At 52.1% G+C, this 15744-nt stretch carries 13 protein-coding genes; 9 read left to right on the top strand and 4 right to left on the bottom strand.

Translation table 11 applies throughout. The annotated features are described in order from the left end of the window. Positions 1-24 precede the first annotated feature (24 nt). The 3 genes from C8N40_RS04485 to C8N40_RS04475 all read left to right on the top strand — a co-directional run bounded on the left by C8N40_RS04485 (position 25) and on the right by C8N40_RS04475 (position 3585). Entirely contained in the window at positions 25-2100 is a 2076-nt protein-coding gene (locus tag C8N40_RS04485; protein WP_108210593.1) for a hypothetical protein, read from the top strand. 131 nt (positions 2101-2231) lie between these two features. Next, a complete protein-coding gene (locus tag C8N40_RS04480; RefSeq protein WP_108210592.1) occupies positions 2232-2864 on the top strand; it encodes a GNAT family N-acetyltransferase in 633 nt (210 codons plus the stop codon). Positions 2865-2904: 40 nt separating this feature from the next. Continuing rightward, positions 2905-3585, top strand: coding sequence for a pseudouridine synthase (locus tag C8N40_RS04475; protein WP_108210591.1), 681 nt, complete (start codon positions 2905-2907; stop codon positions 3583-3585). Between the two features lie 709 nt (positions 3586-4294). Here the strand turns inward: C8N40_RS04475 and C8N40_RS04470 are convergent. Then, complete coding sequence (locus tag C8N40_RS04470) at positions 4295-4843, bottom strand: RBBP9/YdeN family alpha/beta hydrolase (RefSeq protein ID WP_108210590.1); 549 nt, start codon at positions 4841-4843, stop codon at positions 4295-4297. Between the two features lie 25 nt (positions 4844-4868). After that, positions 4869-5471: a porin family protein gene (locus C8N40_RS04465; RefSeq protein ID WP_170114019.1), complete on the bottom strand. Its 603-nt coding sequence runs from the start codon at positions 5469-5471 to the stop codon at positions 4869-4871. A gap of 113 nt (positions 5472-5584) precedes the next feature. On the opposite strand from C8N40_RS04465, the gene C8N40_RS04460 reads away from it, so the two are divergent. Both C8N40_RS04460 and C8N40_RS04455 read left to right on the top strand, forming a co-directional pair. After that, the gene (locus C8N40_RS04460) at positions 5585-6142 is read left to right on the top strand and encodes a GNAT family N-acetyltransferase (protein ID WP_108210588.1); all 558 of its coding nucleotides are present in this window, start codon (positions 5585-5587) and stop codon (positions 6140-6142) included. 62 nt (positions 6143-6204) lie between these two features. Continuing rightward, positions 6205-6834 carry an L-threonylcarbamoyladenylate synthase gene (locus C8N40_RS04455; protein WP_108210587.1) on the top strand — a complete coding sequence of 210 codons (630 nt, stop codon included), beginning with the start codon at positions 6205-6207 and terminating at the stop codon, positions 6832-6834. Positions 6835-7359: 525 nt separating this feature from the next. On the opposite strand, the gene C8N40_RS04450 is transcribed toward C8N40_RS04455, so the two are convergent. Beyond that, positions 7360-8265: a lysophospholipid acyltransferase family protein gene (locus C8N40_RS04450; RefSeq protein WP_108210959.1), complete on the bottom strand. Its 906-nt coding sequence runs from the start codon at positions 8263-8265 to the stop codon at positions 7360-7362. Between the two features lie 228 nt (positions 8266-8493). On the opposite strand from C8N40_RS04450, the gene C8N40_RS04445 reads away from it, so the two are divergent. Together C8N40_RS04445 and C8N40_RS04440 are read left to right on the top strand one after the other, a co-directional pair. Continuing rightward, on the top strand, positions 8494-9099 hold the full coding sequence (locus C8N40_RS04445; RefSeq protein WP_245904989.1) for a WbqC family protein: 606 nt from the start codon (positions 8494-8496) through the stop codon (positions 9097-9099). Between the two features lie 117 nt (positions 9100-9216). Continuing rightward, a complete protein-coding gene (locus C8N40_RS04440) occupies positions 9217-11814 on the top strand; it encodes an ATP-dependent Clp protease ATP-binding subunit (RefSeq protein ID WP_108210585.1) in 2598 nt (865 codons plus the stop codon). 301 nt (positions 11815-12115) lie between these two features. On the opposite strand, the gene C8N40_RS04435 is transcribed toward C8N40_RS04440, so the two are convergent. Next, the gene (locus C8N40_RS04435; RefSeq protein ID WP_108210958.1) at positions 12116-13180 is read right to left on the bottom strand and encodes an AI-2E family transporter; all 1065 of its coding nucleotides are present in this window, start codon (positions 13178-13180) and stop codon (positions 12116-12118) included. Between the two features lie 88 nt (positions 13181-13268). Between C8N40_RS04435 and C8N40_RS04430 the strand changes: the two genes are divergently transcribed. Both C8N40_RS04430 and C8N40_RS04425 read left to right on the top strand, forming a co-directional pair. Continuing rightward, on the top strand, positions 13269-14567 hold the full coding sequence (locus C8N40_RS04430) for a M20/M25/M40 family metallo-hydrolase (RefSeq protein ID WP_108210584.1): 1299 nt from the start codon (positions 13269-13271) through the stop codon (positions 14565-14567). A gap of 36 nt (positions 14568-14603) precedes the next feature. Continuing rightward, positions 14604-15722 carry a PDDEXK family nuclease gene (locus tag C8N40_RS04425; RefSeq protein WP_108210583.1) on the top strand — a complete coding sequence of 373 codons (1119 nt, stop codon included), beginning with the start codon at positions 14604-14606 and terminating at the stop codon, positions 15720-15722. Positions 15723-15744 lie beyond the last annotated feature (22 nt).

Below are 15744 nucleotides of genomic sequence, written 5' to 3'. Positions count from 1 at the left end.
ACCTTCTAACTTTCTAACTTTAAAGTGTCGTTCCGCCTCATCACCACCGCCTCACCCTGGCTTATACTTGCCTGCTTGGCAGCGGGCGCGCTGTATGCGTGGCTGCTCTACAGCAAAAAAACGCCCTGGCCCAGGCCGCTCAACTATGGCCTGGCAGCACTGCGCTTTGTGGTGGTGAGTGTGCTGTGTTTTCTGCTGATGGGGCCGCTGGTAAGGTATGTATCCAACACCACGGTGCCGCCCACCATTGTGTTTGCAGTGGATAATTCGCAGTCGGTGAAGCTGTTTTCTGACTCAGCGGCCCTACAAGGCACACAGCAGCAACTGCAGCAGGTGCGCGAGCGGCTGGAGAAACAGGGCTATGCCACAGCGGTTCAGACACTCGGCGAGGAGCAACTACAAAGTATAAACGAGGTGCAATTCGGCTCCGAGACAACGAACCTAAGCCAGCTGCTGCGGCAGGTGCAGGACGGCTACGCCGAGCAGAACCTGGCGGGCGTGGTGCTGCTGTCGGATGGTATTGTGAACCAAGGCATCTCGCCAGTGTACAGCAATTACGGCTATACGTTGTACCCGGTGGCCGTAGGCGACACCATACCGAAGAAAGATGTGCTGGTAGCCTCGCTGCGCTACAACAAGGTAAATTACAGCGGCAACCGTTTCCCGCTGGAGGTGGAGGTGCAGCACGAGGGCTTTGGCGGCAGAACAGCCAACGTTATACTTCAGGAGAACGGCAAAACCATTGCCAGCAAGAAAGTCACGTTCCGGGATAACCAGCCGGTGCAGCAGGTGCCGTTTCAGGTGCTGGCCAGCGGAACCGGGAAGCGCCACTACGTGGTGCAGGTAGAGCCGCTGGAAGGTGAGTTCACCACCCTCAACAATACCAAGCACGCCTACATCGACGTGGTGAAAGGAAAGATCCGGGTGCTGGTGGCTGCCGCATCGCCGCATCCCGACATCAAGGCTATCCGCGCTGCCATCGAATCAAATGAGAACTATGAGACCGTGCTGTTCATCCCTGGCGTAAACGAGCTGCAGCAGCAGGATTACGATGTGGCAGTGCTCCACCAACTGCCCGGCCGCACCGGCGGGGCCGGGCCTGCCCTCAACCTGGTGCGCCAGAAAAACCTTCCCGTTCTTTACATCCTCGGCCCGCAAAGCGATTTGTCCGGCTTTAACCGGCTGAACACGGGCATCAGCCTGAACAGCAGCGGCCAGACGGATGAGGTAACAGCCGTGCCCAACTCCAGCTTCAGCAACTTCCAGCTGCCCGAAAATGCCGCGGATCGGCTGCAGGAATACCCCCCGGCCCGGGTACCATATGGCGAGGTGCGGTTAGCGCCCAATACCGAGGTGATACTTTATCAGCAGGTGGGCCGTGTGCGCACCAACAAGCCGCTGCTCACCGTCCAAACCTCCGACGACAGGCGCACGGCGGTGCTGCTGGCTTCCGGCACCTGGCAATGGCGCCTGCAGGAGGCAGCCAACCACGAGCAGCCGCAGGCCTACAACCAGCTCATCACCAACCTGGTGCAGCTGCTGAGCGCCCCCCGGAATAAAAAACGCCTGAACGTATACCCCACCCAAACCGAGTACACTTCTTCTGATGAGATTCGCTTTAACGCCGAGGCCTACAACGAGGCGCTGGAGCCGGTTTACGGACAAAGCATCACCCTTACCATTAGAGGGGAGGACGAACAGCCGCGCACATTTACCTTTGCCAACGGCGAAAACCAGAGCGGTGTAAACATCGGCACCCTGCCTGGTGGGCGCTATACCTACACGGCCACGGCAAGTATAAACGGGCAGCGGCAGAAAGACGAAGGCGAGTTTGTGGTGGAGGAGCTGCAGCTGGAGGCCCTAAACGCCGTAGCCGACCATAACCTGCTTTACCAACTGGCCAGCAACAGCGGATCCAAGTTATACTATCCGCAGCAGCTGCAGCAGCTGGAGCAGGACATCCTGCAGGCCGACCACAAGAATGTTATTTACAGCAAAGAGGAGCTCAACGACCTGGTGGACCTGAAGTGGCTTTTCTTCCTGCTGCTGGGCCTGGTGTGCGTGGAGTGGTTTGTGCGCAAGTATAACGGCAGCTATTAAGCATCGTTATTAGTTGTTGGATGAGTTTGTAGTTCGAACGCATCTATACTTTCGATTGCCTTCCATACTTGTTTTTGCGGTGCGGAAAGGAGGTTTTATTCTGAGTTATACTTTGCTGAACTTATACCAGTATGATGAAGCTTCTTATATCCCGTGCATCCAAAAATCCTGTAAGTTCTGATCCAGCCAACATGTTCAGCGCCTCTCCTGTTATACTTTCCACCGAGCGCCTGTTGCTCCGCGAACTGACTCCGGCCATGTTCAATAACCTGTTCCTCCGGAAAACGAAGCAGGAGATAATGGAGTACCTGAACCTGAAAACCGACCAGGAGTATGCCGATATGGAGGAGCGCTACACCAAAGGCATCACCACCTATTTCCAGGATTTTAAGGGCTTCCACCTGCTGGATAAGGCAACCAATAAGGTAATTGGCCACTGCGACTACCATACCTGGGTGCCCGGCCATCGGCGGGCTGAGATCGGCTATGCCATCACGAATGAAAAGTATAAAAACAAGGGCCTGATGAAGGAAGCGCTGGAAAGTATACTTACCTTTGGCTTCGGGCAGATGAACCTGTTTCGGGTGGAGGCCGTGATTACCACGTACAACACGCCCTCGCTGCAGCTCATGCAACATTTTGGTTTTCAGCGGGAAGGGCTGCTACGCAACCACTACCTAGTAGACGAACACCTGGTGGATACCTACATTTACTCGCTCCTGAAGCCGGAATTTGAGGCATGGAAGCTGAAGCATAACGTGTAGCACCGGCCTTAATCATCCTACTAACCATACATTTTATACTTTGCGATACATCATCATCAATAAACCCTACGAGGTTCTCACGCAGTTCACAGACGAGGCCGGTCGTGCCACGCTCAAGGATTTTGTGCCCGTTCCCGGCATCTACCCTGTCGGCCGCCTCGATTACGACAGCGAGGGCCTGGTGCTCTTAACCGACGACAAACAACTGCAGCACCGCCTCTCCAACCCCATGTTTAAGGTTGAGAAAACGTACTGGGTGCAGGTGGATGGCGTGCCCGCTGACGAAGCCCTGACAAAGCTGCGGCTGGGGGTACAGATAAAAGGCGGCAAAACCACGCCGGCCAAAGTGCGGCTGCTGGAGGAGGCGCCCGAAGTATGGGAGCGCTCAAAACCGATCCGCTTCCGCAAGAACATTCCCACCTCCTGGCTCGAAATCAGGATATCGCAGGGGATGAACCGCCAGGTGCGCCGCATGACAGCCGCCGTGGGCTACCCTACCCTGCGCCTTATCCGCCCAGGTATAGGGCCGCTGAGCTTAGGAGATCTGCAACCCGGCCAGTGGCGCGACCTCACTCCGGAAGAAGTGGAGCAGCTTAAAAGTATAGCCAGTAAGGAAAACATTGCGAGTGGCAGTAACGTGAGGGGCAAAAGCTTTGGGTCGTCCGGCAACAAAGGCCGCAAAGGTAGTGGCAGGGGTGGTTTTAGAAAGCAGATTAATTAACGAAAGGAAGCTCCTATACTTTATACTTGAGCTTTTCCCGCTGTTCCGGACATCTTTGTCCGCGCAGGCCATACTTTTATGATTGTCTGAATCAGGATTTTCAGGATTAAAGGATTCGCTGAATTTTATGCTTTGGCCATACTTCTATCCCGCCGCTGGCGCGGGTTTGTAACCCGTGTCTCACTAAGTGTCGAGTTTTCCCGAAATGCTTCGGGACAGGGCAACCCAACTGGCTCGCAGAGCCATACCTATAATTTGGCTATACTTTATACTTCGGTTATACTTTATACTTGCGAATTATACTTTCCTAGCCGCCGCTTCCCGCGACCTCAACCAGGCTATCCTTACTAGCTTCTGTTCATCCTCCAGCCTTACATCAGCTACTGTTTCACCTCCTGCTTTGGTGCCCTCAAGGCCGGGAGGCCACGTTTTCCCGCTCGGCGCTGTGTTCCCTCCTTGCCTCGCTGCCGCTCAGCATGCCCTCACCGGGCACCGGATCTCACAAGGCGCTCAACCCAAAGGCTGGAAATCTATTCGATAGCAGCAGTCTTTACTATGCAACAAGTACAGACTGTCCCCTTGAGGGGACCATAGGGGTGTAATCGGCTGTAGAAAATTCCCCTCCTTGGCTAAGGAGGGGGCAAGGGGTGGTTAGACCCGGTACTGCAAATTGCCGCTCCCTGCTTTGGGAAAGGAGCGAAATTCGACATTACAACCGCGAAGTCCCGCAGAGGCCGCGGAGCAGCTCCAGGCCCTCGTCCCAGCGGCCATAGCCGGAAGCGCTATTGATGTGCCCGGCCAGGCCGATGTTTACGTACTGGCTGCCCCAGGCGCTTGCCAGCTCATGTGCCCGCCTGGCGGTAAGGTAGGCATCGTTGCTGCTGCCCACTAGTATGGTTCTGAACAGAAGTCGTTGCATGGGGATGGGCGCAAATCCGGTAACCTCTTCCGGAAAGGTAGGTGCCTCGGTGTCGGCGGGGGCTACCAGCAGGGCGCCCTTTATCTTTAGTTTGTACTGCTGGGCCCAGAACGCCACGGCAATGCAGCCCAGGCTATGCGCCACCAGCACTACCTGCGCGGGATTGTGCCGTTGCACGGCCTTGTGCAGTTCCGCTACCCATTCCTCGCGCGCCGGCGTGTCCCAGTTCTGCTGCTGCACCCGATCGAACGCAGGGTGCTGCAGCTGCCAAAGGGTCTGCCAGTGGTCAGGCCCTGAGTCGCCAAGGCCGGGAACAAGTATAACGCCGTTCTGCTGCATGGTGAAGTGTAAAATAAAATCTGCCTTAAAAGCCCAGCCCAGCGGTTAAAGAGAATGCACGCCCCTTCCCTTCCGAGCGGCCGTCGTTAAATAGGGAGGTGAGGTAGTGATGGTACATCAGGTCCAGGTGCAGCACCCAGACCTCGAACCCAACACCGCCATTAAGGGCAAACTGGGCCTTATGCAGGTCGCGCTTGCTTACGTTGATGTTGTTATCGGCTACCGAGAAAGCATAAGAGATGGAGGGCCCCACCATAAACCTTATTTGCGAGGCCACTGCCCCTTCATAGTCTGTACGGTAGCCAAACAACACGGGCACGCGCAGGTAGTGTACATTCAGGGCGTCGCGCTCCCCTGCCCTGGATTGCGTGCGCGTAATCAGGTGTGTTTTGTGGCTTACCAGGTTCAGCTCCGGCTGCACAAAAAAACGGTCCCCTATCCGCCCGTAAACACCAAACTCGTAGCTCACGCCTGTGTCGTCATCCTCCACCAGCGCGTCGCTGCTCAGGCTGTAGAAGTTAATGCCCGCCTTGGCTCCGATGGTCAGCTCGGCGTTATCCTGCGCAAGCGCTTGGCGGGTAAAGGAACTGACAACGATAAAGACGAAAAGCGTAAAAATCTTTTTCATACACATAGCTTCTTATACTTTACCTCTATACGTAGGAAACCCTTAATCCGCCACCCTTGCTGGACTTGTGCTTTAAGTTGATTATATTGCTAATGCCTATAAAACCCCTGACTATGAAATCCACTGCACCCCTGCTGCAACTGCCTGTAGCCGAAGACCTTTACCTGCGCCGCGCCACCGCCGCCGACGCCCAGGATTTATACTTTATCATCGACCGCGATCGCCCTTATCTGCGCGAGTGGCTCCCCTTCATCGACTTCACACAAGACCCCGGCGATACGGAGGCCTACTTAAAGTATGTATCCGCCTCCAACAACACCTCCGACCTTGTTTTCGTGATTGTGCATGAGCGGGAAGTATGCGGCCTGATTGGCTACAAGCGGATTGACAGGCTGAACAAGAAACTGGAAATCGGTTACTGGCTGGCCGAGCACAAGCAGGGAAAGGGCATCATGCGCCGCTCCTGCCAAACCCTGGTAACCTACGCCTTCGAGAAGCTGCGCATGAACCGCATCGAGATACGGGTAGGCGTGGACAACCAGCGCAGCAGCAACATCCCGAGGCAGCTTGGCTTTTCGCTGGAGGGCGTCGAGCGCGACGGGGAGTTCCTCAACGACCATTACCATGACTTAGAAGTATACAGCCTGCTCCGGAGCGAGTATGAGGGCTAGGTTTTAGTGCAACGATCGCACTGCCGAACCAGTACTTCTACCTTAAACCTACAACAGACACCATGAGTAACGCAGCCTTTATTCAGATTCATCCAGACAATCCGCAGGAGCGTAAGATCCGGGAAGCAGCAGACATACTCCGCAACGGCGGTATCATCATCTATCCTACCGACACCATCTACGGCCTTGGCTGCGACATCCATAATGCCCGTGCCATTGAGCGGGTGTGCCAGATAAAGGGGGTGAAGCCCGATAAAGTGAACCTATCTTTTATTTGCTCCGACCTCACCCACATCTCCGACTACGCTAAGATCGATACTCCTACTTATAAGGTGATGAAAAAGGCGCTTCCGGGGCCGTTTACGTTCGTATTGAACGCAACCAGCCATGTGCCCAAGTATGCTGCCGCCAAGAAGAAAACGGTAGGGATTCGCGTGCCCGACAACAACATTGCGCTGCAGCTGGTAAAGGAGCTTGGCAACCCCATCCTCTCCACCTCCATCCGCGACGAGGATGAGATACTCGAGTACAGCACCGACCCCGAACTGATCTATGAAAAGTATAGAAACCTGGTAGATGCCGTAATTGATGGCGGCCCCGGCAACAACATTGCCTCTACGGTGGTGGATGTGACCAACAACAGCTTTGAGGTCCTGCGCGAAGGCGCCGGCGATATCGAACAATACCTTTAGAGTTAGAGAGTTGGGGAGTTTAGGAGTTAGAGAGTTGTAGAAGTTAGAAAGTTAGAAGGTTAAAAAGTTAGAAGGTTAAAAAGTTAGAAAGTTAACCCCGCTTATACTTTGTTTTCCCTGCCGCAAGTTTAGCGAAGCGTAACTTGTGGCTGTGCATGAGGCAAGTTTGCAACTTGCTTTCTGCGTGAGCAGAAAAGTATAGGTTAGAAGAAGACTTTATACTTCAATTGGTCATGGCTAAAGTATAGCTAACATTCTTTTCCGCTCTTGTTGGTGTAATTACTGACAATTATACTTCGGTGGACTTAAGGGACGAGCGATAGATGCTTTATAGTCAAAGTATAAAGTATAGCCAAAGCCCTCGTATTCTTGCTTTTGCAAAGCAGTTTCAAACTGCTGCCATACATAACCACAAGTTACACTTCGCTAAACTTGCGGCAGGAGGCTTTATACTTTAGAAATACATTCTCTACCTCCTCAACTCTCTAACTCCCAAACTCCTAAACTCCTAAACTCTTTAACTCTCTAACTCTTCGGCCGTTTGTGTTTCCACCGCTTGTGGGTCCAGAGGTAGTCGGCGGGGGCGCGGCGGAGGGCGGCTTCCAGCTTTCGGGCAAAGGCTACTGTAACCGGGAACTCTGCTTCTGTGGACAGGCCATGTACAGTTTTGCCGTCCGTGATTTCTTCAAAGGTGAGGGCATAGTGGCCGCGGCTGGTGCGCTTTACATCCAGAAACAGCACCGGATACCCAAAGCGCTGCGATAGTTTCTCGGCCCCGGTATAAAAAGGCGTGTCCTGGTGCAGGAACTCAGTCCAGAAGTTTATCTCGCTGCGGAGCGGGGTTTGGTCGGAGAGCAGGGCTACCACGCGCGGCACCTTTCGCTTGGCCACAAACTCACGCAGCGTGTCTTTCATTTTGATCAGGTGCGCCCCCAGCCGGCTGCGAGTGTGCAGCATGTAGCTCTCAAAAAATGGGTTGTTCAGTGGCTTGTACACGCCCTCTGCGGGAAAGTTAAAGGTAACGGCCGCCGCTGACAGGCTCCACTCCCAATTGGCTACGTGGGTGCCAAGTATAAGTACTGGGGTACCGCCCTCCACATACCTGGATAGCACCTCCGGGTTAGTAAAGGTGGTGCGCCGCAGCATCTCCTCGCGGCTCATACTGGCCAGGTGTAGTATTTCTACCATCACGTCGGCAAACTGGCGGTAAAAGGCCTTGGCTATACGTTGACGCTCCTGCTCCCCATTCTCCGGAAAAGCCATGCGCAGGTTTTGCTCCACCACCTTCTTGCGGTAGCCAATCACGTAGTACATCAGAAAGTACAGGAAGTCGGCAAACAAGTATAAAACGGGCAGAGGCAGCGCGGCCAATCCTTTGAGCAGCAGCCAGAGCGGGTAATAAGCAGGCGGTATGTTGATGCGTTTGTTCACGGGCCAAAAGTGCAGCCGCAAAGGTACAACCCTGCTCCCGCATTATGAAATACCCCGAACTTGTGCTTATTTAGCAAACGGCAGCCCTGCTGCCGACAATGGACTGTTGGACAAAAGACAATGGACTTCTCAAAAACTGGATACTCATACGTTGTTTCCTTTGTCAAACAGTCCATTGTCACAAAGTCAACTCTCTAACTCCTAAACTCTCTAACTCCTAAACTCCCCTTGATTCTCTTAACCGAAATAATGTATAACCCGCCGGTCAGCTACTTCTGGCATGCCCTGCGGGCAGACGCCGTGCTGCTGGAAGCGAGCGAGAACTACGTGAAGCAGAGCTACCGCAACCGTTGCCACGTGCTGACGGCCCACGGCGTGCAGCCGCTGAGCGTGCCCGTGCTGCGCGGGAACAGCCAGGTAAAAACCCCCATCCGGGAAATAGAGATTGACTACAGCCAGAAGTGGCAACTCGTGCACTGGCGCACCATTCAGGCGGCTTACGGCCGGGCGCCCTATTTTGAATTTTACAGTGATTACCTGCAGGAGGTGTATGAGCGGCAGCCAAAATTTTTATTCGACCTGAACGTTGAACTTTTGCAGCTTTATTTTAAATTACTCAAACTAAACAAGCCGCTGGAGTACACCACAACGTACCAGGCCGAGGCCCCGGAAGGCGTGCTTGACCTCAGGAACAGGATACATCCTAAAATCTATCCTGACAATTTGCACGTAAAACCGTATACGCAAGTGTTTGGCAAACAATTTGCACCAGAGCTTAGTATAATTGACTTGTTATTTACCCAAGGGCCCGCTTCAATTTCCTACCTGCAATAAGAAGCCCTGCAAGCTGAACAATTGTACCAAAAAGCTTGTTTGAAAAGAAGGAAAGTTGTTTGGCTCAAGCAGTTATAACAATTCATAGTTAATCAGAATACACGGAGTATAGTATACATGGAAGCAAAATTCTCAAACCGAGTAAAAGAAGTCATCTCGCTTAGCCGCGAAGAAGCCATCCGGTTGGGGCATGACTACATCGGCACCGAACACCTGGTGCTGGGGATGATTCGGGAAGGAGAAGGTACGGCCATCTCTCTGCTGAAGAAGCTTGGCGTTTCGATAGATGAATTAAAGTACGCTTTAGAACAGGCTACACGAAATACAGCGTCGCAAAGCAGCAACATCACGGGCAGTATCCCTCTGACGAAGCAAACCGAAAAGGTGCTCAAAATAACGTACTTGGAGGCTAAGATCTTCAAGAGCGATATCATAGGCACAGAGCACTTGTTATTGTCCATCCTGCGGGACGAGGACAATATTTCTTCTCAAATCCTAGCGAAATTTAACGTGAACTACGAAGCAATAAGAGACTCACTGGATTATCATAGCAATAATCCGCTGGCGTCGTCCGATACGGACGATTCCGACGACTCCGACAAGCTGTTTGGTAGCTCATCGTCCCGCTCAGGCAGCTCTGCAAGCAAGAAACCAGGCGAAAAGTCGCGCACACCTGTGCTCGACAACTTTGGCCGCGACTTGACCAAGCTGGCTGAAGACGATAAGCTTGACCCGATTGTTGGCCGTGAGAAAGAAATCGAGCGTGTGGCCCAGGTGCTGAGCCGCCGCAAAAAGAACAACCCTATCCTGATAGGTGAGCCGGGTGTTGGTAAAACTGCCATCGCCGAAGGTCTTGCCCTGCGCATTATCCAGAAAAAGGTAAGCCGCGTGCTCTTTAACAAGCGTGTGGTAACCCTGGACCTTGCCTCTTTGGTGGCCGGTACAAAGTATAGAGGTCAGTTTGAGGAGCGTATGAAGGCCGTAATGAACGAGTTGGAGAAGTCTCCGGATGTTATCCTGTTCATCGACGAGCTACATACTATTGTGGGTGCCGGTGGCGCCTCTGGCTCCCTGGACGCCTCTAACATGTTCAAGCCGGCCCTTGCCCGTGGCGAGATCCAATGCATTGGCGCGACTACGCTGGACGAGTACCGCCAGTACATCGAGAAGGATGGCGCCCTGGCCCGTCGTTTCCAGATTGTGATGGTAGACCCTACCACGCCCGAGGAGACAATGGAGATCCTGCACAACATCAAGGACAAGTACCAGGACCACCACCACGTAAACTACACTGACAAGGCGATTGAGGCCTGCGTGAAGCTTTCGGACCGCTACATGAGCGACCGCTTCCTGCCAGACAAGGCTATCGACATTCTGGATGAGGCGGGTGCACGCGTGCACATCAACAACATCGTGGTGCCGGATGATATCCTGAAGCTGGAAGAGCAGATCGAGAACATCAAGGTGGAGAAAAACCGCGTGGTGAAGAGCCAGAAGTATGAAGAGGCAGCCCAACTGCGCGATAAGGAGAAAAAACTCATCGACCAGCTCGAAACTGCGAAACGCAACTGGGAAGACGAGACCAAGAAGAAGCGCTACACGGTAAAAGAGGAAAATGTGGCAGAGGTTATTGCCATGATGACAGGTATACCGGTGAAGCGTATCGCTCAGAACGAAGGACAGAAACTTCTGAACATGGGTGAAGAGCTGAAAGGCAAAGTGATCGGTCAGGACAAAGCGATTACGCAGCTGGTGAAAGCCATCCAGCGTACCCGCGTAGGATTGAAAGATCCGAAGAAGCCGATTGGTTCGTTTGTGTTCCTCGGCCCGACGGGCGTGGGTAAAACAGAGCTTGCCAAAGTGCTGGCCACTTACCTGTTCGATAAAGAGGATTCGCTGGTGCGTATCGACATGAGTGAGTACATGGAGAAATTCAGCGTGTCTCGCCTGGTGGGAGCGCCTCCGGGATATGTGGGCTACGAAGAAGGTGGCCAGCTGACCGAGAAAATCCGCCGCAAGCCATACTCTGTGGTACTGCTGGATGAGATCGAGAAAGCGCACCCGGATGTGTACAACCTGTTGCTGCAGGTGTTGGACGATGGTATCCTGACGGATGGTTTGGGCCGCAAGGTAGACTTCCGTAACACGATCATCATCATGACCTCCAACATTGGTGCCCGCGACTTGCAGGACTTTGGTGCCGGCATCGGCTTTATGTCGAAGGCCAAGCAGGAGAATGTGGACGACATCATGAAAGGCACGATTGCCAGCGCCCTGAAGAAAACGTTCTCGCCTGAGTTCCTGAACCGCCTCGACGACGTGATCGTGTTCAACTCACTTGGCCGTGAGGACATGCACAAGATCATCGAGCTGTCGCTGGGCAAGCTGTTCAAGCGTGTGGAAAGCCTGGGTTATACCATCGAACTGACAAAAGAGGCGAAGGACTTTGTAGCCGAGAAAGGATACGATCCGAAGTATGGCGCCCGCCCGCTGAACCGCGCTATTCAGAAGTATATCGAAGACCCAATTGCGGAGGAGATACTGAAAGCCGAGGTTAACCAGGGCGATGTGATCCAGATCGATTACAAGGAAGGCGAAGAGAAACTTACCTTCACGTCGAAGAAGTCGAATGGCAAAAAAGCCAAGCAAGCCAACGACGGCGAGGAAGAAACGGAGCCAACCAAGTCTACAGACACTGATAAGACAAAAGAATAAAGTATAGCACTTTAGATATAGAAAAGGCCACCCGCTTGGGTGGCCTTTTTTGTTTTATACTTGTTGGGTTGATATTTATACTTGCTACAGGTAGTGCTGTTTCATTCCACTCGCAAAGCCTTCCAACCGTCTGTCATTCTGTTAAGAATCTTGGTGGAAGGGAGGTCAAGCTTCCGCTATCCGCTACCAAGTTCCTTTCAGGATGACGAAAATGAAGCAAATTTAAAGGCCCTACCGAATCAATCAGCACTCCCCTTCTAACGGCAGGCCCCCTTTTCCTCTGTGAAAGTATAAAAATAGTCTATTTACGTTTTTTAGCCGGCTCTTTATCCCCGCTGCCCAGGAGCAGCGAGATCGGGCGCATATCCTCGTGCTTATCGGCAATCAGCTTAAGTATAGCCAGGAACGGTATAAAAAGGATCATGCCCGAAGCTCCCCAAAGTATCCCGCCCGCCACAATGGCCAGCAGCGTAAAGAGCATGTTCACCTGCAGGCGCGCGCTCACGGCCAGCGGGAAAATCAGGTTTGCCTCCAGGTACTGCACCACCGCAAACACTGCTACCACCCCGATCGGATACCACACCGAATCATAAGTCACCCAGGCCACCGTCATCGGAAGTATGGCGCCGATGGTAATGCCCACGTAAGGTATAAACGTCAGCACCGAGGCCACTGCACCAAAGAAAATAGCGTGCGGCACCCCGATAAGAAACAAGCCCAGGCTGTTGAGAAAACCCACTGCCAGGTACACGATAGCCATTCCCTTAATAAAGTTGTAGTAGGTCGTGATGGTTTCGTGCAGAATCTGGCGGATCTTGCCGTGCTCGCTCTGCGGGAAAAATGATGAGAGCGCCCTGGCCAGGGATTCGCGGTTGTAAAGTATAAGCGCTACGTAAATAGGTATGAGCACCAGCAGTACCGCCGATACAGCCGACGTATAAAGTACGCCCCGCACCATGTTAAAAGCCGAAGAAGCCGCATCAGAGGCTATACTTTCAAGCCACTTCACCTGTTGAGATGCATCTATACCCAACTGATGCTCTACGTACCGGCTGATATCAGCCCAGGCAGCGCTGATTTTATCCTGCAGCTGCGGCCACTCCTGCCCGAATTGTATCACCTGCCGCACCAGAAGGAACGCCAGTCCGCCCACCAGCACCACCAGCAGGAACAGACACAGCGAAATAGCGGCCCAGCGCGGAAGGCCTTTCTCCTCTAGCCAGCGACAAACCGGGTATAGCACAAAGCTGATGAGCAAGGCAAAGCTGAGCGGAATAAACAGCGTACTCCCAAAGTATAAAATCACCGAAACCAGCACGGTAAACTGCAGCCACTTCAGCCAGTTTATCTCAGCACTTTTGTCCATAGAAATACTATATTTGTTCTGCCAAGGCATCGCCTGCCTCCGCCGACAATATGCTCATAATTTTCTCAGAATCCATAGACGCTACCCCATGAAAGTAAAAATTACCGCCCTTGTGCTTGCCTGTGGCCTTTATACCGCTGCCTCTGCACAGGACGTAAACACCATCTCGCAGGCCGAGGTAACCCGCATCGTATCCACCCTCAGCGCCGACGACATGCAGGGCCGTGCCTCCTTTACGCCCGGCATCGAGAAGGCCGCCAAATTTATTCAGGCCGAGTTCCAGCGCATTGGGCTGCAGCCACTGCCTGGCGAGCAAAGTTACCTGCAGAACTTTAGCGTGTACCGCATCACCCCGGATGAAAAAGAGGCCAAGCTAAACGGTAAGAAGATTAACCCGGAAAGCATGTTCGCCATCACGGAGAAAGAGGAAGTAGAGTGGAAACACAAGGGCAAGCAGAAGGTGGTAGCCATTGGCGAGAACGACGATTTCCGGACTGTGATGCGTGACTTGAACAGCTCGACCGAGGATATGCTGGTGCTGGTACACCCGAAGCATCAGGAGATTTTTAGCCGCTACCAGCACTACATGGGCCGCGGCAGCGTAAAGCAGCAGCTTGGCGAGAACAGCAGCAAAGTGTTTATACTTACTGACCAACTGCAGGCTAAAAAGTATAAACTGGAGGTGGAGAACAAGGTAGAGCAGCTGCAGCTCACCAACGTGGGCGGTATGATAGAGGGCAAGCGCAAAGATGAGTTTGTGGTGTTCTCCGGCCACTACGACCACATCGGCATTCAGCCGGCTATTGACGGCGACAGCATCGCCAACGGCGCCGACGATGACGCGGCCGGCACCACGGCCATGATGCTGCTGGCCGACTACTACAAAAAACAGCAGCAGCCGGAGCGCACTATACTGTTTGTGGCTTTCACGGCAGAAGAGATGGGCGGCTTTGGCTCGAAGTACTTCTCCGAGCAACTCAACCCCGATCAGATTGTGGCCATGTTCAACATCGAGATGGTAGGCAAACCATCTAGGTTCGGCCCGAACAGTGCCTACCTGACCGGCTTCGAGCGCTCTGACCTGGGCCCGCTGATGCAGAAACGACTGGAAGGAACCACCTACAGCATCCACCCAGACCCATACCCGGAGCAGAACCTGTTCTACCGCTCCGACAACGCCACGTTGGCCCGCCTCGGTGTGCCGGCTCATACCATTTCCTCGGTGCAGATAGACCAGGACAAAACTTACCACACGGTGCACGACGAGCTGGAGCAGCTAAACATGGAGCACCTCACCAACATGATCCGCGCCATTGCTTTGGCCTCTGAGGGTGTGGTAAATGGCGAGGATACACCGACAAGGGTGGATAAGTCGCAGGTGCGGTAAGTTGTACATATTGAGTTCCTGTAGTTGGTTAAATAGATGAACGAGCAAAACCATAGTTTTAGGCAGACACAACGAATCCGACCAAAGACCGGACAGGATGCTGAAGTTCTTGTTGAAAGTAGTTTTATTAAAGAAGAACTGCCTTTACCGTATGTCTTATATCCAAATATATATGGGACTTTTATTGGATTTGCTTCTCAACCAAATGAACAGATCTACTTCTGCTTATGCAATGAGCCAGCAATTAATAACTATTTAGACTTATTGGAGCAAACTCCAGAGGTAATTGATTCGAACTTGACAAATATAATTATTCTTCTAAGTCATGATTTTCCACCCTTAGTATTTGAGAATTTTTCTGAACAAGCACTTAAAACCAAGCATTTTTTTAAATACAAAGGAAAGATTTGTCATAAATGTAATCTTGCTACACCGTCAGTAAGAGCCATGCACCCTATGTATGGTGGTAAGTTCAAGCAATATTACGGTTGGTACATAAAGCAACAATACTTTCATCTTGGTATTAACCAGCATGGCAATTATTTAGAGAGCAAATGTCCTGATGAAATCGTAGAACTTGTAAAACAAGGTCATAAAGCACATAAGGCTGCATATAAGGAGTTGTCAAAATTAAATGAAATGGTTTCTGGGCCAAAAAGACCTGACATATCAGATGACGAGATAACCTATTGGTCAAATGTTAAAATGGAAGAAGCAGAAACCTACAAACAGCTTGACAAAGAATCAAGAGCTCTACATCGTGAACTCTCTAACAAAATTGAGAATATTGTTAGGCAAGAATTTGGTTTTAGAAAAGTAGGTGAAGGATGGATAGGGGAATCTATTCTTTGTAAAATAGTTCAGCGTCTATTCCCTGAGGAGCAAGTTATCCGTCATCACAGACCAAGTTGGTTGAAGGGCCTTGAACTTGATATTTACATACCAAAGATCAACTTAGCATTTGAGTATCAAGGACAACAACATTACCATCCTGTTAAAGCTTGGGGAGGAGAAAAAGGACTTCAGAAAGTCAAGGAAAGAGATCAACAGAAACGATTATTGTGTGCTGAAAAAGGAGTGCAACTTATCACAGTGGACTACACTGAACCATTAACTGAAAATCACATAAAGAAGCTTATTAAAAATAAGGGCTAATACTATCAGTGCAAAAAAGCAT

This window comes from Pontibacter mucosus, assembly GCF_003054055.1.
Lineage (GTDB): Bacteria > Bacteroidota > Bacteroidia > Cytophagales > Hymenobacteraceae > Pontibacter > Pontibacter mucosus.
The sequence above is the reverse complement of the archived record's forward strand: the minus strand, read 5'-3'. Positions and strand labels throughout refer to the sequence as shown.